The organism is Streptomyces sp. NPDC087787, assembly GCF_044743035.1.
Lineage (GTDB): Bacteria > Actinomycetota > Actinomycetes > Streptomycetales > Streptomycetaceae > Streptomyces.
The window spans coordinates 219,427-242,124 of the sequence record NZ_JBIUVQ010000002.1 but is presented as its reverse complement, the minus strand read 5'-3'; the positions used below and the strand labels follow the sequence as shown (position 1 = coordinate 242,124).

The window sequence follows — 22,698 nt, the reverse complement described above, 5'->3', positions numbered from 1 at the left end:
AAGGTCGAGGGTCAACCCCGGTTCGTTCTCGATCACACGGTGGCGCGGAGCCCGAGCAGGAGCGTGCGGCAGGTGCGAGGCCGCCGAAGGGCATTCGGCGTCGGGCGAACGGCACAATACTCTGTGTGAACGCACATGACGTAGATCTGGCCGACGCCCTCGGGACCCGTGAGACCCCGACCCTCGAGTTCAAGCGGACCGCCAAGCGGGAAGGCAAGCGCGGTGATGCCATCGGCAATGCCGTCTGCGCGATGGCCAACGATCTCGTCGGCACGGGCGGAGGTGACATCCTCATCGGCGTCGCGGACGACGGGACCCCGGTCGACGACGTGGACGTCAGCGACCGGGCTCTGCTGGCCCTCACCGACCTCCGGGACGACGGCAGGATCCTGGACCGGCCGTCCTTCACCGTCCGGGCGGCGACCTACCGGGGCAAGCCCGTGGTGCACATCCACGTGGAGGCATCCGCCGCCTTGCCCGTGCGCTTCGACGGAGTCGTGTGGGTGCGGCCCGGTCCGACCACCCGTAAGGCCACGCGTGAGGACGAGCGAGTCCTCACCGAGCGTCGGCGGGCCGGAGACGGTCCCTTCGACAGCAGGCCCGTGCCGTGCGCGACCCTCGACGACCTGGACCTCGAACTCTTCCGCAGCGACTACCTGCCGTCCATGGTCGGACCCGAGGTCATCGAGGAGAACGGGCGCCCGGTGCACCAGCAGCTCTCCTCCCTGCACCTCACCACCCCGGACGGTCGGCCGACCGCCCTCGGACTGCTCGCTGTCGGGCTCGACCCCGGCAGCCTGATCCCCGGGGCGTACGTACAGTTCGTCCGGTACCAGGGCGTGGATCTCGACGCGCCCGTCACCGACGACCAGGAACTGCGCGAGAACCTTGTGGGCATGGCGGCCAGACTCGAACCGCTGCTGCGCAGCAACCTTCGTACGCGTCTGGTGGAGGAGGGATTCCGGGAGACTCCGCAGCCCGACTATCCGCTGGAGGCGCTGCGGGAGGTGTCGATGAACGCCTTGATGCACCGCAACTACGAGACCTCGTACGCCCCCGTGCGCATCGCCTGGTTCGACGACCGGATCGAGGTGACCAATCCCGGAGGACCCTACGGTCAGGTCCGGGACGACAACTTCGACCGGGTGAACGACTACCGCAACCCATCCCTGGCCGCAGCGATGAAAGGGCTCGGCTATGTGAACCGGTTCGGGCGGGGGATCGGACGGGTACGGGCATCGCTCGCGCGCAACGGGAATCCCCCCGCCGAATTCCAGGTCGACGCGTCGTCGTGGGCCGTCATCCTCCGGAGGGCCTCATGAAGCGGACGTCGATCGCGCTCTTCAACAACAAGGGCGGGGTGGGAAAGACGACCTTGACCTACCACCTGGCCCACATGTTCCGCAGGCTCGGTCTGACGGTGCTGGCCGTCGATCTCGACCCCCAGGCGAACCTCACCTCGATGTGCCTGGACGAGACCGAGATCGAGGAGCTGTGGGACAACCAGTCCGAGTTGATCGCTCAGGGCGCTGTCGCCTCCGCGCTGCCCGGCACAGGCCGGGTGCGCAACGGGCAGACGATCGCCGACGCGGTGCGGCCCATCCTGGAGGGCACGGGAGACGTCGCCCCCATCGAGCCGGCCGAACTCCAGCCGGGGCTCTGGCTATTGGCCGGAAGCCTTGATCTGAGCCGCTTCGAGGACAAGCTGTCCAACGAGTGGTTCAAGACCTTTGCCGGTGACATCGCGGCGATCCGCACCACCACGGCCTTCCACCGCGTGGTGGAGCAGGCGGCCGACGGGATCGACGCCGACATCGTCCTGATCGACGTGGGGCCCAACCTCGGAGCGATCAACAGGGCTGCGCTCATCGCGGCCGACAATGTGCTGATGCCGCTCGCCGCCGACCTCTTCTCCCTCAAGGGGCTCAGCAACCTCGGCCCCACCCTGCGCGATTGGCGCAGGGACTGGCAGCAACTCGTCCTGCCCAGGGTTCCCGCCGGTTTCTCCGCGCCGCGCGCGGAGATGCGCCCCCTCGGCTACGTGATCATGCAGCCGGAGATGAGGCTGGACAGACCCGTGAAGGCGTACGAGCGGTGGCTGCAGCGCATCCCCTGGGTCTACTCCGCGGCCGTACTGGGCGAGGGAGCGCCGGAGCAAGGTGGCGACCGGCACCGCATCGCCACCTTGCGCAACTACCGCAGTCTCACGCCGCTCGCGCACGATGCGCGGAAACCCATGTTCGACCTGAAAGCGGCCGACGGCGCGCTCGGCAGCACCCAGAAGTACGTGCAGACCTGCTACCGGGAGTTCCGTGAGCTGGCGAAGGAGGTTCTGGCCCGAGCCCGGTAAGTGGGCAGCGCGTGAACGGCGGAGACAGAGACGCCTGAGGCCGCGCGACCGTGACCACGGCTGCGCGGCCTCACAGAAACGCGCTTCAGCTGTCGTCGGGAGACAGCCAGCCGACGTGACGCAGAACGGGTGCGACGCGGAAATGGACGTAGGCGACCACTGGGGTCTCGTCGTCCTCCACGGGGAAGAACAGGGCGTGCTGAAGCCGCTTTTCGTCCTGCGGGTCGTCCAGGTCGACCGGTGGCAGGTCCAGGCGCGGCCGGTCGAAAGCGTGGTCCAGCTCGACGCCCTTCCGTGCGGTCAGTTCGCGCAGGTGATGCAGGCCCAGGTGGCCGGAGAGCTCGGCCGTGGTGAGCGACTTCTTGACACGTGGTCGCTCGCGGTCATCGACACAAGCGGGGTACACCATCAGACGCCTCTCCTCATGCCGGCGGCCGACGGTGATACCGGAGCGCAGCCGGTCGTGCAGTTTGGACAGAGCGGCCGGCATCTCGGGTACGACAGTGGGCTTGTGGAGGACCAGGTCCCGCTCACCGTTCGCCCAGCGATTGTCGTGCAGGGTCAGCCGCGGACGTCCGGGGAGACGCAGCTCCCATTCGACGGCGCTCGCCACGGATTCCTCGCCCGTACACGTCCTGCCCACCTTGTTCGTGACCGGATCGTCGTTGCGCACCAGTGTCAGATCGTGCAGAAAGTCCATGTCTCTGAGTGCCCCTCTCACTCGATGATCTGTCTTCAGTCCCGCCGCGCCAGATCCAGCGCCGCCGTCCCCACGAACCAGTCCAGCACCTCGCAGATCTCGTCACTGTGCTCCGCGAAGACCCGTACCGGGAAGGACGGGCGCAGCTCCAGCTTCGCCTCGGGCAGATCGATGCCGTCGATCTTGTTGAGGCGGTGCAGGAACTCGCGGCGCTGCTCCGTGTCGTCGAACGGGCTACGGGACTTGAGGTACTGGAAGACCACCTCGACCGTTCCGCTGACCGGGTAGATGCCGACCGGCCAGAGCAGGTGGGGCCGTCGGCTCGTCCCGGCGTCCAGCATGGGGAAGCAGCTCGTCTCCTCGTACCGGCCGTAGTTCACGTGGCCACCCTGGTGGCGCCAGAACTCGAGAGCCGCCAGGACGCCGGCGGACGCCTCCGGCCAGTGTTCCTGGAGCTGCGCGCGGAACCGTTCGGCCGCCGCCGCGTCCTCTCCGTCGGGCAGCGGATCGTGAGCGGTCGGCTGCGTGACGTCCTTGCCGAGGAGTGTGGCCAGTTCCGCGGCCGTCAGGCGCTGCGCGCGATCGGCCCGCCCCGACGGGTCGAACTTCACTCCCTCGCTCGCCAGCAGTTCCCACGGCGGAGGCCGGTCGCTGCCGTCGGCCCAGCGGAACGCGGGCGAGACCTTGCCGTCTGCGGTCAGGACGCGGTAGGCGCCGATCACCGACGGGTTGGAACCGAGATACGTGCCGACCGGCACCGGGTGGCTGCCGATCAGTTCGGCGACGTCCCCGTAGGTCGTCCACGTCCCGCTCGGCATCGCCACCAGAGCCGCGCGCAGCTCGGCCCAGCCCGGCCACTCTTCGCCTGCGGGCTTGACCCCGCTGATCGGCCCCGGCCACAGCTCCACGGCCCGCTCGGTCAGCCGGTCGGCGCGGTCGAGGATCTCCGCTTTGCCCCAGCGCTTCGCGGAGGCGATCTCGAGGTTCATGCGCAGGGCGCTGGATTCGAGGATCTGCTGCTTTCGTTCGAAGGGGTGGTTGGAGAGCTTCGCGTTGTCGCCGGTCAGGGTCAGGTTGCCCAGGGTGTGCACGAGCAGGTCGTGGAGTTCCTGGGGTGTCTGGTTCGGGTCGGTCTCCTCGGCGAGCAATTCGAACCATGTCGGGGCCGGACGCTGCGGGAGGATGTGCTCCACGCTGAGGGAGGCCTTGGCGAAGTCGACGGGCTCGGAGGGGCTGAAGCTCTCCTCCAGCCGGCGCAGGATGTAACTGCGCTGCGGGGGACGGCCGCTCCAGTAGAACGGCTTGCTGCGGATCGCCTCGCGCAGCTCCTCGTCGCTCGGCCAGCGTCTGCGCCGTCCGGAGAGGAACCGCCGCACCGCCTCGGCCGCGGGCCGGTCGCTCTCCAGCTCCTTGGGAGCCTCCATGAAGATGCGGTTGAGGCCGGTGGTCGGCGTCTGGCAGATCAGACGGCGCACGAGGTACGACTCGACGTGGAGCAGGGCCTTGGCCGCGTCCCCAGGTGTCGTGCTGCCGGAGTCGACCAGATCCAGCAGGTGCAGCGCGAGCGGGTAGTGGGTCTGTCCGCCCCAGCCGGCAAGGCGCTCAAGAACCGCGCGCAGGGCGGGGGAGGGCTCGCGGCCGGGATCGACGATGCGCAGGAACCGGCGTCCGCGCTCGGCCAGTTGCGCGATCTCGCGCTGCAGCGCGTCCTCGTCGCCGGCCAGGGGCTGAAGCCGCTTCTGCTGCTCCCGGTAGATCTCGCTCTGCTTCGTCTTGTAGTGGCCGCGAACGATCAGGTCCAGCCAGACCAGCAGCTCGAGGTTTTTCGGGCCGAGGCTCTGCTGCATGGGCAGCCACAGTTCCTGGTAGACTCGTTCACCGCGCTTGGGCAGCAGCATGAACACGTAGTTGCGCAGCAGGTCGCTCTGGCTGAGGCCGACACCCGTGTTGTTGATCGATTCGAAGATCCGGTACACGTTGTCGCCGGACTCGGCAGTGATTTCGACGATTGAGAGCAGGTCTTTCAGGACGGTCTCGACGGTGCCGATCCACCGCTCCTCGCCCGCCTCTTCCCGGCCTTCGGCCAGAGAACCGCGGAAGAACCGGTAGGCGGCGCCGATGTTGTCGCTCCCGCCCGCCTCGGCCCGGGACTGGACGCACGCCGTGTAAGCGTCCCGGTCCGCCTGCGTCGGCAGTAACCGGTAGTGGTCCAGTCCCTCGTGGAACTCGTTGACCAGGACCTGGCGGTGCACCCTGTCCGCGCCGCGCTCGTCGCCCGTCTCCCTGAGATGGTCGCGCAGCGCGGTGAACGCGAGCATGAGCGTGGTCAGCCGCTGCTGACCGTCCACGACCAGCCACCGCTGTACGCCGCCGGCCTGGATCTGCCCGGGCGCGAGCACCACAGATCCAAGGAAGTGTGGCGCCGCCGACTCACCGCTCACATGCTGGTCGACGAGTTCCCCCACGTCCTCCCACAGTCTCTTCAGCTGCTCCCTGCCCCAGCTGTACGTGCGCTGGTAGAGCGGGACTTGGAACTGTTTGTCTCCCTGGACGAGCTTGAGGAAGGTGATTTCCTGGGCGCGCATGCGCCTCCTTTCCTAGCGGTCTTCCCCAAAGGGTGCACAGACCTTGCCGGTTCATGTCCGGCGCTCTTCGCGCTGCGGGACAGCTGTCCGCTGAATCTAGTTCTTTTCAGGCGCCGTTGTCCGAAGATGTCAATGCCGAGCGGATGGAGATGCGGGGCATCGTCTCGTTGGGGGAGCGACGCAGCAGTTTGATGCTTCGGCCCTCTACCCAGGCGTTCCACGCCTTGAGGTAGTACAGCAGGTGCTCCCGCGAGTCGTCGCGGCGCCGGTGCGCGTTGCCGAGGGCGAGGTTGAGCATGGTGTTGCGCAGGGTCAGACGCGGGTCGCCCGGTTCCAGGCGCGCGCCGGTGACAACTCCCTCCTCCCAGGCGGACTGCTCGATGTCGGGCCGCGCCTCGCTCGTGACGTACCAGCCGATGGTTGCCGCCGTGATGGTGATGCGGCATCCACGGTTCAGCGCGATGCCGTGGTGCAGGGCGTCACGGATGCCGGGGTGCTTACCGAGCAGATCCAGGAGCTGGTCGTTGCTGGTGACCGACGATCCGCCGCTCCACGACGAGTTCGGCGCGTGCAGGTACAGGTGCAGTCCGCGCAGCGCTGCGGCCAGGTGCGTCGCGTTGGCCTCACCGGCCAGCGCGAGCGCGTCGCGGCCGGTGCGCTTACGTCCCGTGTCCATCACCGTGAACGCGGTCCTGGGCACACCGTGTGTGACCGTCAGCGGAACCGCGAGCCCTGCCTTGACGATGGCGGCCAGACGGTGCTGACCGTCGATGAGTACCTGATCCTCGTCGAAAGCGATGCCCTGATGTGTCAGCTGCCACTCACCCCGCTGGATCCGACCCGCGAGCTGTTGGACCGTGCTTTTGCTCAAGGGCCGGTTGTTGGTGTTCCGAGTGAGCCACTCGGCCGCCAACTGCGGTGATACGTCGACCACTTCCATGCGCATGGGTTTGCCGGCCCTTCTGACGGTGTAAGCGAGTTGCATTCGATCTGATGATGCGCCAGCAGTGTGAACTCTGTCAACGCGGAACCTGTCGTGGATCGCATCCTGGCTCTGTTTTCATGTGGCGCCTTCCGGGCCGTCTCGGGCGGGGGGGGGCGTTGATGTGGTCAGTCGGCCTTGAGGGGGTCGGAGGTCCTGCTACCCTCTGCGCGTGTGCTCAGTTCACACCCAGCGGGCGTGTGGCCGGGGCGGGGATTCACAAGGCGGGCCACCGTTGTGGCCCTCGGCAGCAGTGGGGGTGGCGTGTGAGCCAGGGTGAGAGCGGCCTGGGCGACGGAGTGCAGCCGGTCGGGTCCGTGTTCCAGTACGACGACGGGCTGCACGTCAGAGTCGATGACGTGGTGCCGTACGAGCTGGTCGATCCTGAAGACTCGCATGGGTATCGACAGGGCGACGACCTGGTGCGATGCACCTTGTACCTGAGCAACGGCACCGACCGGGCCATCGACGTGGACGGCATCGACCTCCTCGTCCGGAGCGGGCCGTACGGCAAGGCGGGCCGCCAGGTTCGGGACTACGGGACCGAGGTGCTCGACGAGTCACTCGAAGGCGTGCTGCGCAAAGGCCGCCGGATATCAGTGACTTGGGCCTACAGCATTCCCGCCGGTACCGCCGACGAGTTGGACATCGAGGTCCGGTTCGCGTACGGGCACGAACGCGAGAGCATCACCTTCACCACAGCCGCGGCCACCACGCCGGCTCCCGTCGACCCCCGCCTGGCGATCGCGCACACCGTGCCCACGCGCCCCACGCCCGCACCGACCCAGCTCCCTGACCAGGCAGCACTGTTCGGGGAGCGGCAGGAGTCCCTGTTCGCGGACGCGGATCCGGAATCCACGGGCGACCCTGGCGGCAAGGCCGAAGCGGATGTCTCCCGGCTCACGGGCCGACCTGTACTGCAGGCCGTGCCTGCGCAGCTGACTGGTCCGGACCAGTCGGCCATGCCGCACGCCGCACCCGTCCGGACGCAGGGGCTGTCCCCGAACGAGCTCGACGCCACCCGGGTCCGCCAGATCTTCCGGTTCCTCGCCGAGGCGGAGGAGTCGAAGACCCGGCCGGTCCGCACGCTCGACGGCGCCGCCGGCACCGTGTGGTTCGACGAGCTGCCGGATGCCTCCGAAGTCGCGGTGATGCTCGACGGCGTGCTCTCCACCGACGACCCGGCCTGGCTCACCGTTATTCGTCCCGAACGCGAGGACGCTCCGCAGCCCAAGCCCCTGCTCGCACCCTGGGTGGACGAGACGTGTATCCGTGATTTCAAGCAGACCCGCGCCCCCCACCTGCGGCGGCGGATCGAGCCCGAATTCCCCGACTGGTCCCGGGGAATCCCGCTCGAGAAGACCTATCACGAGCTGGACGAGCATCCGAAGCAGGAGAAAATCGAGAAGCAGTACGCGGCTTGGGAACAGGAGTGGCTCGCGTGGGCGGAGCGACGCCGGGCGATCGACCCCGTCGTCAAGCTCTACGACCACCTGCACAAGATGCACGAGGACGCCGCCAACCTCGGCGAGGCGTACGAACTCGTGCTCGGAATCGGGCGCCTGACCTGGCAGACAGCCGGGGCCCAGCGCGTGGAACGGCATCTGATCACGCACCGGGCCACCATCCAGCTCGACCCCGCCACCGGTACGCTCACCGCTGCCCCGGACCCGACCGGCGTGGGCCTGGAGCTGGAAGAGGGCATGCTGGAGGGTGCCCAGCACGTTCCAGGGACCGTACGCGAGGGAATCGTCGAGGTGCTGGAAAGCGCCTCCGACGTGACCGACCCCGACCACCTCGACGCCGTACACACCGCGCTGCGCAGTTGGGTCAACGCCGCGCACAGCGCCGGCGGCTACTTGCCCACCGTGGAGCGCGCCCGGCCGCGCAGCCTGGAGGTGCCGCAGGTCGGGTTCACCCCCGCACTCGTGCTGCGGGAGCGCAACCGCCGTTCGACGCTCGACGCACTCAAGGCCATCGCCCGCCAGATCGACGCGGGCACCCCTCCCACAGAGCTGCTCGGTTACATCGCCGGCCGTGGCGGAGCCCTGACCGCCGCCGATCTCGCGGCGGCCGAGGACGACGGAACGGAGACGGGCACCGGCGAGATGTACTTCGCGCTCCCCGCCAACGAGGAGCAGCGCACCATCGCCGAACGTCTGCGAGCCAACCGGCTCGTCGTCGTGCAGGGTCCGCCCGGCACCGGTAAGACGCACACCATCGCCAACCTGGTCACGGACCTGCTCGCGCAGGGCAAGCGGGTCCTCATCACCAGCCACACCCCGCGCGCCCTGCGTGTGCTTCGGGACAAGCTGCCGGAGACCGTTCGCGACCTGTGCGTGAGCCGGACCGAGGACGGTGCGGCCGCCCAGCGCGAGCTCGAAGGGTCCGTGCAGAAGATCCTGAGCGAGTACGCCGGGTACGACACGAAAGCCTCCCAGAAGGAGATCCGCACCCTCCAGGCACGGCTCGCCTCGGCCCGGTCCGCCCAGCAGACCATGCTGCGTGACCTCGCGGTACTGCGCGAGCAGGAGACCCACCGCTTCGAGGCGGAGATCGGCGACTACACCGGCAGCCTCCAGGAGATCGCCGGGCGCCTCACCGCCGAGCGGGAACGGCACGACTGGCTCGGCGAGGTCCCGCACGAGCAGCCAATCCTGGGGCCCGACGACGCGCTGCGGCTTCTGCACACCACCCGCGCCTACACCCCGCACCACCAAGCCCTGGCGGCCGAAGTGCCCGGCCCCTCCGAACTGCCCGGCCCCAGCGACTTCGAGGAGGCTGTCACCGTCGTACGGTCGGCCGAGGAAGCGCACGAGGCGGTGCGGCAGGACCCGTTGAGCCGGCAGTACGACACAGCCGTGCGGGGCCTGAGCGAAGCCGAACAACAGCGGCTGACGACGGCGCTCGACGCGTTCTCCGCCGCCCGGGCCCGCGCCGCCTCGCTCGCGGCCGCCGCCGGTGAGTGGGCCGGGGCGCTCCTGAGGGAGGTCAGCGCGGGGCAGGACTGGCAGGCGCGCAGCCGGCAGGCCGCCGTCAGCGACGCCCTCGCGGCGGTCGACGCCTCGCTCGCCACACTGGGTACCGCGATGGTCAGCGGTTTGGAGCAGTACGATCCGGCCGGTGCGCTGGGCCAGGCCACCACCCTGCACGACGGGCTCGCCCAGGGACAGAAGCTGCGCGGGCCGCTCGGCACGCGCACGAAACTGGCCAAGGCCGTCGGCGCGTTCGTTGACGCTGTACGGGTCGAGGGGCGGGCCCCCGAGGACACCGCCACCGCGGCCGTCGTCGTCGCCCGCGTCCAGCTCGAACTGCGTCTGGCCCAGGTCGAGGCCGAGTGGGGCACCCCGGCCGGCGCCTGGCAGGGACACGGTCCGCGCCTGGCCCGCCTGCGACAGGACGCCGAGGTACTCCAAGCCCTTCGCGCCGTTGCCACCGCCCGCACCGATGCTCTCACCGCCGCTGCCACCTCACCGGAACTGGCCGTCGCCACCTGGCACGACACGTCCGTCGAGAACGCCGTACGCGCCCTGCTGCGCGCGGCGACCACCCTGCGCGCCGCCGAGCGCTCCCGCCGGCTCATCGCGGACACCGAGGAACTGCTGCGTTCCTGGAGCGACCGGCCCGGCGTCTCGTCCGCCGTCGCACGTGCCCTTCACGCCGTGCGGGCCCAGGACCCCGACGGCTACCGTGAGTTCAGCGACGAGATCGCCGAGGTCCGCGAGGCCGCCGGGCTGCGGGCCGAGCAGCACACCGCGCTCACCGAAGTCCGTGAGGCGTTTCCCGCGCTCGCCGAGCGGATCACCGAGGCGCCGGAGGACACTGCCTGGGACACACGGCTGCCGACGCTCACCGAGGCCTGGGCCTGGTCCGCATGGCACGACCGCATGGAACGGCTCACCGACCCGGAGGCCGAACGCACCCTGCGCCGACGGCTGACGGAGGCCGACGACGAGGCCCGCATCATGCTCGCCCGGCTCGCCGCCGCACGCGCCTGGCACCGGTGCCTCGGCCTGCTCACCGGTGACCAGTCCCGTGCGCTCAGCGCCTACCAGCAAGCCGCCCGGCGCATCAAGGGCAAGTACCAGCACCGCTACCGGCGCGACGCCCAGGCCGCGCTGCGCAAGGCACAGACGGCCGTGCCGGCCTGGATCATGCCGCTGCACCAGGTCGCCGAGACCGTGCCCATGGACCGGCCCGGGATGTTCGACGTCGTCATCGTCGACGAGGCCAGCCAGTCGGGGCTCGAGGCCATGCTGCTGAGCTGGCTCGCCGACCGGATGGTCGTCGTCGGCGACAGCAAGCAGGTCAGCCCTTCCAACGTCGGCCTCAAGCAGGACGAGTACTTCCATCTCAGGGACCGGCTGCTCACCGCGCTGGAGCCGGACGTGCGCAGCCTGTTCGGCCCGGACTCCAGCTTCTTCGACCTCACCGAGGCGCTCTCGGCGGGCCGCGGCACGCTCATGCTCAAGGAGCACTTCCGCTGCATGCCGGAGATCATCTCCTTCTCCAACGAGCTCTGCTACAACCGCCGGCTCCAGCCCCTGCGGCAGTACGGCGCCGACCGGCTGCCCCCGGTCCGTACGGTGTACGTCGAGGACGGCGAGGCCTTCGGCAGCAACGACCGGCTGGTCAACACGGCGGAGGCCCAAGCACTCGTCGACGCGGTCGTGCGCTGCTGCGCCGACCCCGCGTACGAGGGGAAGACCATGGGGATCGTCAGTCTCCGGGGCACCAAGAGCCACCTGACGGAACTGGAGAACCTGCTCGCCGAACGCCTCGACTACGAGCAGCGCGAGGAACGGCGTATCCGGGTCGGTGACGCCGAGGACTTCCAGGGCGACGAACGGCACGTCATGTTCGTCTCCTGCGTCAACTCGGCCACCACCGCGGCCGGTACCGTACCCGGCGGGTTCAACGGAAAGACGTACGAGCAGCGGCTCAACGTCGCGGCGTCCCGAGCACAGGACCAGGTGTGGGTGTTCCACAGCGCCCGCACGGAACAGTTCCACGAGAACGACCTGCGCCGGCGGTGGCTCGACCACCTCACCCGGCCCGCGGAGGAGGACACCGTCGCGGTCGACGGCGAGGTGCGGCCCGACGTACGGCACGAAGCGTTCGACAGCCTTTTCCAGCAGAAGGTGTATCTGGAGCTGACGACCCGCGGTTACCGAGTGCGGCCCGGCTACCGGGTCGGCCGGCACACCATCGACCTGGTCGTGGAGGGCGGAACCCGCAGACTCGCCGTCGCCTGCGACGGTGACGCCTTCGCGGAGGGTGAGGACGCGCCCACGGCGGCCGCCCGGCAGCGTGACCTGGAGCGCGTCGACTGGACCTTCGTCCGCATTCGCGGCAGCCGGTTCCACCTCGACCGTGAGCAGGCGCTCGCGCCGCTGTGGGCGGAGCTGGAACGGCTGGGGATCGAGCCCGTCCCGGAGGAACCGGAGGTGCCCGCGGTCTTGCCGGCCGCAGACGATGGGCAGCCCGAGGACTCGTCAGCCGGCGAACCGGACGGCGGGGACGAGGAGTCGGGACAGTCCGTGGAGCGAGAGGTCGCGGGCCACCCGGTCCCGGCGGCCGAATCCCAGGAAACCGCAGGCGCTCCGGAGAGCCCGACGAACCTTCTCGCCCACTTCCCGGAGCAGCGTGGCACGGCGCCCGTTCGGGCTGAGAACGATGTACTCGCGTCGGTTCCTGCGCGAGATGCCGCTCCCTGGGCGTCGTCGCTTGCGGGGAATGCGGCGGCTCGCGTCCCCGCGGGGCGCGCGCCATCGCCCTCCGCTCGTCCTGACGCGGCTCCGCGTCCCGTGCCCGCGAGGAACACGGCCCCGGCGCCCGTGCACCCTCCGGTGTCGCCGACCGGGGCCGCCAGGCAGGGCGCGCTTCCCGTCCAGGAGATTCCCCCCGCTGCCTTTCAACGACTGGTCCGGGAGATGCAGCAGCTGCAGGCCGCCGTCGACGCTCCGGACGAGACTCCCGACGGCGTGGACGCGGCGAACCTCGTCTTCCTCAGGAGGACGCAGGCTGATCAGCGTCACCGTCGTACGCAACGCCTCAATTTCCTAAGGACGTTCATCGACGCCGTCCGCGTCGGGGGAGAGACGGATGTGCCTGGGGTCGTGTTCCCCGGTGCGCTGCTCATGCTTGGGTTCGACGGACAGACCGAGGGTGAGACGCTCTACACGGTCACGGAACTGCCCACCGGCGAGGCGGACATGGTCTCTCCCTCGTCGCCGCTCGGGCACGCGCTGATGTGGCAGCCGGTGGGGCGTCAGATCTCCTACGAAGCCTCGCAGGGGCGTTCGCGTACGGTCGTGGTCCGGGAGATCCGGGTCTGAACGCACGCGGTACGACCGGACTGAGTTTGCCGCGGCCCCGCCGTACGACCCGTGCTTCGGGTACCGGGCGACGGGGCCGCGCGCCACTCACCCGGTGACCGGATCCAGCATGCGGCTGCGCTCGCCGCTCCACGAGATCGCCAGCGCGTCCCGGGCCCGCGTGGACGCCACGAACAGCAGACAGTGCTCGGCAAGCAGATCCGACTGGTGCTGGACGGGGTCGACGTCGGCAGGCGTCACCTGCGGGGCGAACGGCAGGACGCTCGAAGTCACTCCCACGACGGCCACACACCGGAACTCCAGCCCCTTCATCGCGTGCATGGTGGCCACGCGGACTCCGGACGCGTCGGGACCCGGATTGTCCTTGACCGCGACCGCCGCTATGTGCTCCCGGCGCAGACGTGTGATGACCGCGTCCACGAGCGTGTTGAAGCGGGCGCACACCGCCACCTCGGACGGCTTGACACCGTCCTGGTCGATCCAGGTCCGGATCTGTTCGACCAGGGCCCGCAGTTCGTCGTCCTGGCTGCCGTGTCCGCGGGCCACCGGAACTCGCCCGTGCAGCTCGGAGCGGTAGCCCCGCAGCGAGTCGCGGCCGCCGTCCTCCTCGTCGTCCTCACCGAGCCGGCCCACCGACTGACCATTGAGAAGCGCGGCGGACCAGCGCAGGATCTCCTCGGTGCTGCGGTAGTTGACGCGCAGTCGTGCCGTACGCCCCCGGACGCCGATGCCCAACGACCGCAGCGAGACCCGGGAGTCGTAGATACGCTGATGCGGGTCGCCCACGAGGAACATGTCGTCGGACTGGGGAGCCACGCAGGCGCGGAGGACCCGCCACTGTGCCGGATGGAGATCCTGGGCCTCGTCCACGACGACGTGGCGGTAGCGCGGACCGCCCTCGGTCAGAATCAGGGCTGCCTGGTCGCACAGCTGGGTGTACGTCGCCGAGTCACGCGAGGCGAGGTCCACCGTGAACCGTTCCATGACGCGCCACAACCGCGCCCGTTGCACCCGCCCGACCTGGGTGCCCCGACCCCTGCGTACACAGCGCAGATACTCCTCGGGGGTGCGCAGCCCCTGGGCCAGAACGACGTTGCGCAACTCCTGGGACAGGAACTGCTCGGTCCAGGGGAGTTCCTCGCGTCCGATGGCGCGGGTCCAGGCGCTCTTCTCCGCGGCGGAGGACAGGGGCTTCGGGGCGCTGCCGCGCGCCTCCCGGACCACCCGGGCCGCCAGGGAGTCCACCGTGGTGACATCGACGCGGTCCAGCAGGTGCGCGTCGGTGTCGCCGAGGAGGAGCGCCAGGTTGTCCCGCAGGGCAGCGGCCATGGCGTTGGTGAAGGTGGTGAGCAGAATGCGCTCGCCCTCAAGACCGGTACGCAGCAGGTGCCGTACCCGGTGCAGGGCGACCACGGTCTTGCCGGTGCCGGGGCCGCCGGTGACCTGGGCGGGGCCGTTGAAGCCGGGGTGGTAGGCGTGGCGTCGCTGTGCGGGATGGAGGAAGACACGCCAGCGGGTGAAGTCCTCGACGAGGATGCGCTCCAGTTCGCCGGGACCCGTCACCTCCACGATGCGGTTGGGCGTGTTGAGGATCGCCTCGCTGAGAGTGACCGCGGGACGCTCCTCAGCCGTGCGGACCGTCTGCCCGCGGGGAGCGATCAGTTGCTCCCAGACCGCCTCGGCCGACCAGCCGTCCGCAAGGAACCACAGCACCTCGTACTGGTCGGCGGGCATCATGGGCGGTGCCATGACCGACAGGTCCTCGGCGGTGACACAGACCCGGGCGAGGCGCAGGACCTGCTCGTCGATGCCGAGATCGCGCAGCACGGTGTCGGAGTGTTCCGCGAACAGACGCGTCGGAGCGGCGACCGCCTTCATCTCGAAATAGGTCTCCATCTGTTCGAGAGCCTCAACGTTGCGCACCTCCACGGCTCCGGTGGCGCCGTTGACCGAATAGGCGCGTTTGCAGGCCCAGTTGATGGCCTCGTCGTGCGGAGCGACCCTGAGCAGGGTGAAAAGTTCGCTGCCGTCGTCGGGGGCCAGCAGGACACCGCGATAGAACTTGGTGATGCGGATGGTGCGGATCCGGGGGTCCCGCGACCGTTCGAGCTTCTCCAGGTGCATGCCCTTGCTGGCATGGAGCTGGGGAACCGTCATGCTCCGGAACATCTGGATCGCGTCGCCGACTTCCTTCTGGACGGGTCTCTGCAGGGAGATGAGGTCCGCGACGAAGTCGTCGGAGAGGGCGAGACGGGGCATGGGCATCCTCGGGTCGCTGACGGACGGCGGTCGGGGTCCAGACTAGAGACCCGGTTCGGAGTCGAGCCATGGAGCCTTCCCTAATCGTTGTGTGAACTGAGTCAACGTCCTATATTGCTCATGGCTTCGGAGTAATCCGCGATCGCGCCCATCGGACCCGTCCGGAAGGATCCTTCTCATGCCGGCCCAGCCAGCCCAGGCCGCTGTCCCGCACCCGCTGGACGAAGTTCCCCAGACGTTTCGCGCCGGGGACTCGTACACGGTGCGGGACGGACTGGTGACCTACATTCGCCGCGACCTGCTCGGGCCCTGGGACGGAGAGACGGAGACCCTGCCGGGTGCGTCCTCCGGACCGCGCGACCGCTACCTCGCAGGCATGCTCGGGCCCCGGCCCGACACCGTCACCGCCGACCGGATCGCCCGCGCGGCCGCCCAGAGCGCGGACAGCGACTCGGGCGACGAGCAGGAAGGCGACGACACCGGCCTCCAGGACCGGCTCAGCCCACAGGCCGCCGGCCACATTTGGGCGTCGTCCATGGGGCTGTCCTTCACGGTCCCGGCCTCGGTCGGCACGCTCACCGTCGAGGTCTGCTGGGGGCGTTACACGCAGTCGGAAGAGGCGACGGACCGGGGCACGACCCGCCGGGTCTGGTCGCGCGAGCCCGTCCGGCATGTGGTGGACGTCGATGTGACCGGCACGGGGAACCGGACACGTGAACTCGAGGGCGACGCGGTCGTCCTGGACGTACAGGTACGACGACACACGGGCCGGACCGGAGCCGAGGGCCTGCGTGTTGTCGAACTCGCTCTCGTGAACCGGCAGCAGGACAGTCGCGAAGCCCGCGACGCTCACTGGCTGTTCCAGACCCGGATCGACGTCACCGCGTTTCCGGACGACCAGGCAGCCGTCTTCCTCCCCGTCGACGACCCACTCGATCAGGCCAACCGCCAGAACGCGCCCGAGGACGCCGAGGAGCGACGGCTCCGCCTCCTCTACCGGGACAGCCTCAGCCACGCCAATGGCCGCAACGTGTCCGTGCACGCCCACGTGCGCGACGGCGAGCGCAACGCTCACCGCCTGACGACCACCTGGCTCCCCGAGTACGACATCCGGGCCACCACCGCACCGACCCTGGAGGAGCAGGACCTGCTCCGCGGGCTCGAACTGGGCATGGACGAACTTGCCGCCCTCGCGGTGCCCACCCGCCGGACCGAACTCAGCGCCGCTCTCGCCCCGCTGGCCGACGGCTACGGCACCTGGCTCGAACAGCAGCGGCGCAACGCCCGTTCGCTCCCCGAGGACCTACGGGAATCGGCCGAAGTCGCCATCGAGCAGGCGCTGGAGATCTGCGACCGGATAACGCTCGGCATCGACCGGCTCGTGGCCGACGACACCGCCCTCGACGCCTTCCGGTTCGCCAACCGGGCCATGGCACTCCAACGTCGCAACACCGCCGTAGCCGCCTCCCGAGCCGGTCGTGAGGACGATCCCACCTCATACCTGGAGGCGTACGAGGAGATCCACGCCAAGGGCAAGGCGGCGGCGAGCTGGCGCCCGTTCCAGCTCGCCTTCGTGCTGCTGAACCTCGACTCCCTCAGCCGTCCCGGGCACCCGCACCGCGGGACCGGCCGCGAAGCACTCGTCGACCTGTTGTTCTTCCCGACCGGTGGTGGCAAGACCGAGGCATACCTCGGTCTGGCCGCCTACACCTTCGCGCTGCGTCGCCTGCAGGGCACGGTCGGCTCCGGAGCGCAGGCCCGAAGCGGTGAGGCAGGCGTGGGTGTCCTCATGCGCTACACCCTGCGCCTGCTGACCGCACAGCAGTTCCAGCGCGCCGCGGCCCTGGTCAGCGCGTGCGAGGTGCTGCGCCGGGAGGAGTTCGTACGGGACGTCCGCTGGGGCGCCACCCCCTTCCGCATCGGGCTCTGGGTCGGAACCTCCGTCTCGCCCAACTGGTTCGACGAGGCCAAGGAACAGATAGCCGAGGCCCGGGAGAGCGCGAGCGACAAGCACGCCCGGGTGCTGCAAGTGCTCACCTGCCCGTGGTGCGGGACCGGGCTCACCGCCCGTGCGCACATGGAGTACGACGAGGGACGGCGCCGGGTTCTGCTGTACTGCCCGCGCGGAGAGGGAGAGGACCGCTGCCCCTTCTCGCGGCGCGAGGCGCCCGGTGAAGGCATTCCCGTGCTCACCGTCGACGAGGAGATCTACCGCCTCGCCCCGTCACTGCTGATCGCGACGGTGGACAAGTTCGCCCAGCTCCCGTGGAACGGGTACGCCGGGCTGCTGTTCGGCAGGGTCACCGAGCTGTGTCCCCGGCACGGCTACCGCCACGACGACCTCGACGCGAAGACCGGATGCGGCGGCCGCCACAACGCCAAGGGCAGCCTTCCCGGCGTCACCGCCCAACCCGTCACCCGTCTGCGTCCGCCGGACCTGATCATCCAGGACGAGCTGCACCTCATCTCCGGCGCGCTCGGCACCACCGTCGGTCTCTTTGAAGCCGCCGTCGACCAGCTGTGCACCTGGAGCTTCACCGACGCCCGGGGAGACCGCCACGAGGTCGGGCCCAAGATCGTCGCATCGACGGCGACCACCAAGCGGGCCGCCGACCAGGTGCTGGGCGTCTTCGGCCGCAAGGTCGCCGTCTTCCCGCCGCAGGTCGTGGACGTCGGTGACACGTTCTTCTCCCGCCAGGTGGAGCTGAGCCGTGAGAACCCCGGCCGCCGCTACCTGGGCGTCTGCGCGCACGGCACGCGCCTCAAGGCCGCGGAGATCCGGGTCGCCGAGATCCTCCTGCTCGCGGCGCAACAGCTCTTCGACGACTACGGCAGACCGGCCGACCCCTACATGACCCTCGTCGCCTACTTCAACGCCACCCGCGAACTCGCCGGCATGCGCAGGTACATGGATGACGACATCACCACCCGCGTGCGCTCCAACGGCAGCCGCAAGGGCCAGGACACCCTGGCCGAACGCATCGTCAGCAAGGCCGGCATGCTCAACATCCAGGAACTGACCTCACGCATCTCCTCCGCCGACATCGGCGCCGCGCTCAAACGCCTGGAAACCGAGTTCGACCCCGAGCACGACACCTCCGTGCGGCGCCGCGCGTTCCTCCGCGAGTACGCGGTCGCCATGAAGGAGAAGCGCGAACCGCGCGTCAGGATGACTCCGAGCGCCCGACAGGCCGTCGACGTCGTCCTGGCCACCTCCATGCTGCAAGTCGGTGTCGACGTCTCCCGGTTCGGCCTGATGCTGGTCGTCGGCCAGCCCAAGAACACCGCCGAGTACATCCAGGCGTCCTCGCGCGTGGGCCGTGACGCTGCCCGCCCCGGTCTCGTCGTCACCCTCTACAACTGGTCACGTCCGCGGGATCTCGCCCACTTCGAGGACTTCGAGCACTACCACGCCACCTTCTACCGCCAGGTCGAGGCCTTGTCGGTCACCCCGTTCACCCGCCGCGCCCTCGACCGGGGCGTCGCCGCCACATACGTCGCCGCGTTGCGGCAGGCCGCGTACGACGTCTCCCGCAACCTGGACGCCCACACCGTCGATCTGGACGGGCCGATCGCCCAGGACGTCGAGCGCCGGTTCCTGGAACGAGCCGAACGCGTCGGCAACGACCGCGCCCGGCAGTACCTGAGCGAACGACTGGAACGACTCAAGGACGAATGGCGGCGCAAGCGTGACGAGAGCAGTTCCTCGCTCGGCTACCGCAGGGAGAAGCACAAGACCACGACTGTGGACGGACTGCTGAAGCGGGCCGACGGCACCCGGTGGACCGAGCTGACCGTCGGCATGTCCATGCGCGAGACCGAGAACGAGATCAACCTTCTCGTTCCCGGTGGCGGCTTCCTTGACGAACCCTCGGGAGCCGGCCCCGACTGGAATTTCGGCGCGTCCGAGACCGGCCCGGACACCGATCACGACATGGAAGCCGTCGTTGACAGCGACGAATACGGCTCCACCGCCGCCCCGGCCAGGAAGGCACAGCGATGAGCAGCAACCCCAACCGCAGGGTCGGCGCGGTCCGCCCCAGCCACCTGATGTTCACCGCCGGCATCGGCTCCCTCGTCGACATGCCGAACTTCTCCGTCCTGGTCAGGGGGCTCGACTCCTGGAGCTACTCCGGCGTCACCGACTACGACATCGACGAACCCCGGCTGCGCGCCGCCGTCAACCGGTCCCTCCAGCGTTACGGGCGCGGCCAGATCGACCAGTTGCGCGCCGCGCCCTGGCTGGAGGGCGGGGAGGCGGACCCCAGAGGCTTCGCCGCCCAGGGAGTCGGAGTGCCCGTCGCACCGTTTCCCCAGTGGCTGCGCTGCACCGCCTGCAACGTCCTGGCGGCGGTCGACTCCGACGAGTTCGCCTTCGTCAACACCAATCCACGCGCACCGCACGAGGCACGGTTCGTCCACGACTGCAAGCGCGGGAAGCCGCTCGCGGTGGCCGCCCGCTTCACCCTGGTCTGTACCAACGGCCACCTCGACGAGTTCCCCTACACCGCCTACGTCCACCATGGACGGCCCTGTGGCAAGATGCCGCGCCCGAAGCTGCGCATGAAGGACCACGGTGGCAACCAGGCTGCCAACGTGACCATCGAGTGTGTGGCCTGCGGTGGCAAGCGCAACATCAGGGAGGCCATGGGTGAGAAAGGCCGCCGCAAACTGCCCCGGTGCCGCGGACGCCACCCGCACCTGGGCACGTACGAGCCGAACGGCTGCGACCGCGACCCGGTCCTCATGGTCGCGGGCGCGTCCAACCAGTGGTTCCCGCTCACCCTCAGCGCCCTGGCCCTGCCCAAGGGACAGGGCGGGGACATCGACAAGCTCCTCGACGACCACTGGCCCGAACTGCAGACCGTCATGGACCGGAGCCAGCTCGACTTCATGGCCGGCCTGCCCGCGTACGGGTTCCTGAAGGAGTTCGACGCCGATGCGGTCTTGGCGGCCGTCGTGGCGCGCAAACTGGGCAGTGAGGGGCCCGCACCCTCCGCACCGGAGGTCCAGGCTGATCTTTTCGGCCCTGAATGGGACGCGCTTTCCGGCCCCGTCCCAACGCCCAGCGACGACTTCGCTCTGCGCCAGGTCGCCGTTCCCGCACACCTGGGCGACTTCTTCTCCGACCTCCGTCAGGTCGAGCGACTGCGCGAGGCGCGCGCCTTGATCGGGTTCACACGGCTCGACGCCCCCGATCCCGAGTCGCCGGAGATCGCCACCCGCGTGGAGCTGTCCCGCGGCAGACAGAGGTGGGTACCGGCCAGTGAGGTGCGCGGCGAGGGCATCTTCCTGCGGGTCCGGGACGACCTGATGGCAGATTGGGTTGCCCGCATGGAGAAGTCACCGCAGATGGAGGCACATCGGGAGGCGTACGGCCGCTTCCGCGTCAACCGCAAGTCGGACCGCATGACCAGCGACTTCGACCCCCACCAAGGCTGGCCCGGGCCCAGGTACATCGCCCTGCACACCCTCTCCCATCTGCTGATCCGCACCATCGCCCTGGAGTGCGGCTACAACTCGGCCTCCCTCGCCGAGCGGATCTACGCGGGAGACGACCAGAACCCGCGGACGGGCATCCTCATCTACACGGCCGTTCCGGACTCCGAGGGAACGCTCGGAGGCCTGGTCTCACTCGCCGAGGAGCGTGAGTTCGAGCGGATCGTACGGCGTGCCCTGGCGGATGCCGGGCACTGCTCTGCCGACCCGCTTTGCTCCGAGCGTCTGCCGCACGACCCCGAGGATTACCTCCATGGAGCCGCGTGCCACGTCTGCCTCTTTGTGTCGGAAACCACCTGCGAACGCGGCAACCGGTTCCTGGACCGCCGCTTCCTCGTTCCGCTGTCCGGTGAAAAGGAACCGGTGCTGACGCCGACCGGCCTGCTGCCGTGAGCCGGCACCGGTTCGAGGCCGCCGTCGAGGCCGCGGTGGCGGCCCTCGGACTGTCCCGAGGCAAGGACCTGGTTGGCCTGCTGGCGCAGCGGCGTTCCAAAGAAAGGGCGTTGACCGAGCTCGCGACCCCGGGAGTCGGTGTCGCCGTCGCAGAGGTGTACGACGCCATGGAAGCGGAGTCGGTCCCGCTGGCCGAGGCGGCCGCCTATGTGCGGGGATATGTCGCCGCCTTGCTGCGGGCGCGGGGCACGGTCCAGGTCCGCACCGTGTGGAGCGGGCCCTCGACACCGGCCGTCCCGGTGCGTGCCACAGCTCAGGTGCTCGTCGAGGTCATCGACCAGGCCCGCGAGGAGCTGCTGGCCATGACCTACGCGGCCCGCCCGTACCCGGCGCTGACGCGTGCTCTGGCCGAGGCCACGTCCAGGGGCGTGGAGACACACATCGTGGTCGAGACACTGGCCGGCGCGCGCGGTCTTCTCTCGGGGCGGGAACCGGCCGACGCGTTCGCCTCCGTACCCGGCCTGCGTCTATGGCACTGGGCACGTGACCGGTCCGCGCAGGTCCAGTCACGCCAGCACGCGAAACTCGCGGTCGCCGACCGTCGCACCCTCTTCGTGGGCAGCGCCAACCTCACTGAGTCCGCATCACGACGCAACATCGAGGCTGGAGTCCTTGTGAGCGGTGGTGAAGCACCTCGACGCGCGGCGGAGCATGTCGTCGAGCTGCAACGGCTGGGGGTACTCCAGCCCATGGATGCCGTGGGACGCAAATCAGCGTCCCGTCGTGCGTGACGGCGAACAGGCTGAGTCGCAGGCGGGATCAGCGCCCTCTCAGTCCTCGCCCGCCTCCCGTGCGGTGCGCTCCAGTCGGCGCCGGTGGTTCTCCCACCGGGCGCGATCGCCCGGAGGGATGTTGCCGGCGCCCCGTGACAGGCCTACGGTCCCGTCGATGAGTTCCCGGACGATGTCGGCGTGGCCGGCGTGCCGCTGGGTGTCGGACAGCACGCGGACCAGGACGTGGTGGAGGGTCACCTCTCGCCGTTCCTCCGGCCACCACGGGACCCGACCAGTCGCGTCGAGCGGCAGCTGCGTGATCGTCCCGTCCGCATGCTCCCAGGCCTGCCGGTAGAGCCCGGTGATCTCCTCGCGCGACTCGTCCGCGGCGGCCCACATGTCCGCGTTGGGCTCGGCGTCCTCCGTGTACCACCAGGGCGGCGGATCCCCCCTGAAGAACGGCCGGCCGAACGTGTCGCCGAAGTAGCCGAGTTCCACGCCCGCGGTGTGCTTGACCAGCCCCAACAGGTTGGTGCCGGTGGGGGTCAGAGGGCGGCGTACGTCATATTCCGAGAGCCCTTCGAGCTTCCAGAGCAGGGCGTCACGGGCGTCTTGCAGATAGCGGAGAAGTGTCGCCTTCGGGTCTGCTTCGATCATGCCGGGCAGTCTGCCGCACGGCACTGACAACGGGCCCGTCCGTGCCCAGGTGCGTGGGGCGGATGTGGAAGACAAGCTGAAGGTACGGGTCCGAGGCAGGTGAGGCATGAGCGACCGGACAGCTGCCGTGATCGAGGCGGTGACCGGCCGGTCGCGATCCGG

Annotated in this window: 11 protein-coding genes; 6 read left to right on the top strand and 5 right to left on the bottom strand. The window is 69.4% G+C overall.

Translation table 11 applies throughout. The features are described from left to right. Window positions 1-125: 125 nt before the first annotated feature. Window positions 126-1,322: an ATP-binding protein gene (locus ACIOWN_RS05170; protein ID WP_326805526.1), complete on the top strand. Its 1,197-nt coding sequence runs from the start codon at window positions 126-128 to the stop codon at window positions 1,320-1,322. Next, entirely contained in the window at window positions 1,319-2,350 is a 1,032-nt protein-coding gene (locus ACIOWN_RS05165; protein WP_362348309.1) for an AAA family ATPase, read from the top strand. The genes ACIOWN_RS05170 and ACIOWN_RS05165 overlap by 4 nt, the downstream gene beginning before the upstream one ends. An 85-nt stretch (window positions 2,351-2,435) precedes the next feature. Here the strand turns inward: ACIOWN_RS05165 and ACIOWN_RS05160 are convergent, their stop codons facing one another. From ACIOWN_RS05160 to ACIOWN_RS05150, 3 genes are all read right to left on the bottom strand, one after another. Beyond that, window positions 2,436-3,050, bottom strand: a complete 615-nt coding sequence (locus tag ACIOWN_RS05160) for a hypothetical protein (RefSeq protein ID WP_362348311.1) — start codon at window positions 3,048-3,050, stop codon at window positions 2,436-2,438. A 35-nt stretch (window positions 3,051-3,085) separates the two neighbouring features. Beyond that, window positions 3,086-5,635 carry a DUF262 domain-containing protein gene (locus tag ACIOWN_RS05155; protein WP_362348312.1) on the bottom strand — a complete coding sequence of 850 codons (2,550 nt, stop codon included), beginning with the start codon at window positions 5,633-5,635 and terminating at the stop codon, window positions 3,086-3,088. Window positions 5,636-5,741: 106 nt separating this feature from the next. Continuing rightward, window positions 5,742-6,506, bottom strand: coding sequence for a hypothetical protein (locus tag ACIOWN_RS05150; protein ID WP_362348314.1), 765 nt, complete (start codon window positions 6,504-6,506; stop codon window positions 5,742-5,744). A gap of 377 nt (window positions 6,507-6,883) precedes the next feature. Here ACIOWN_RS05150 and ACIOWN_RS05145 point away from each other — a divergent pair, with 377 nt between their 5' ends. Continuing rightward, window positions 6,884-12,955 carry an AAA domain-containing protein gene (locus ACIOWN_RS05145; protein ID WP_401980485.1) on the top strand — a complete coding sequence of 2,024 codons (6,072 nt, stop codon included), beginning with the start codon at window positions 6,884-6,886 and terminating at the stop codon, window positions 12,953-12,955. A gap of 87 nt (window positions 12,956-13,042) precedes the next feature. On the opposite strand, the gene ACIOWN_RS05140 is transcribed toward ACIOWN_RS05145, so the two are convergent. Beyond that, entirely contained in the window at window positions 13,043-15,214 is a 2,172-nt protein-coding gene (locus ACIOWN_RS05140) for a UvrD-helicase domain-containing protein (RefSeq protein ID WP_401980483.1), read from the bottom strand. A gap of 178 nt (window positions 15,215-15,392) precedes the next feature. Between ACIOWN_RS05140 and drmA the strand changes: the two genes are divergently transcribed. From drmA to drmC, 3 genes are read left to right on the top strand one after another with little or no spacing between them, the layout of a single operon-like run. Then, window positions 15,393-19,217 carry a DISARM system helicase DrmA gene (gene drmA, locus ACIOWN_RS05135; RefSeq protein WP_401980481.1) on the top strand — a complete coding sequence of 1,275 codons (3,825 nt, stop codon included), beginning with the start codon at window positions 15,393-15,395 and terminating at the stop codon, window positions 19,215-19,217. Further along, window positions 19,214-21,106, top strand: a complete 1,893-nt coding sequence (locus ACIOWN_RS05130) for a DUF1998 domain-containing protein (protein ID WP_362348321.1) — start codon at window positions 19,214-19,216, stop codon at window positions 21,104-21,106. Before drmA ends, ACIOWN_RS05130 begins: the two co-directional genes overlap by 4 nt. Further along, on the top strand, window positions 21,103-21,897 hold the full coding sequence (drmC, locus tag ACIOWN_RS05125) for a DISARM system phospholipase D-like protein DrmC (protein ID WP_362348323.1): 795 nt from the start codon (window positions 21,103-21,105) through the stop codon (window positions 21,895-21,897). The genes ACIOWN_RS05130 and drmC overlap by 4 nt, the downstream gene beginning before the upstream one ends. A 39-nt stretch (window positions 21,898-21,936) precedes the next feature. Here drmC and ACIOWN_RS05120 read toward each other — a convergent pair whose 3' ends face one another. After that, the gene (locus ACIOWN_RS05120; RefSeq protein ID WP_362348325.1) at window positions 21,937-22,536 is read right to left on the bottom strand and encodes a DinB family protein; all 600 of its coding nucleotides are present in this window, start codon (window positions 22,534-22,536) and stop codon (window positions 21,937-21,939) included. Between the last annotated feature and the right edge of the window lie 162 nt (window positions 22,537-22,698).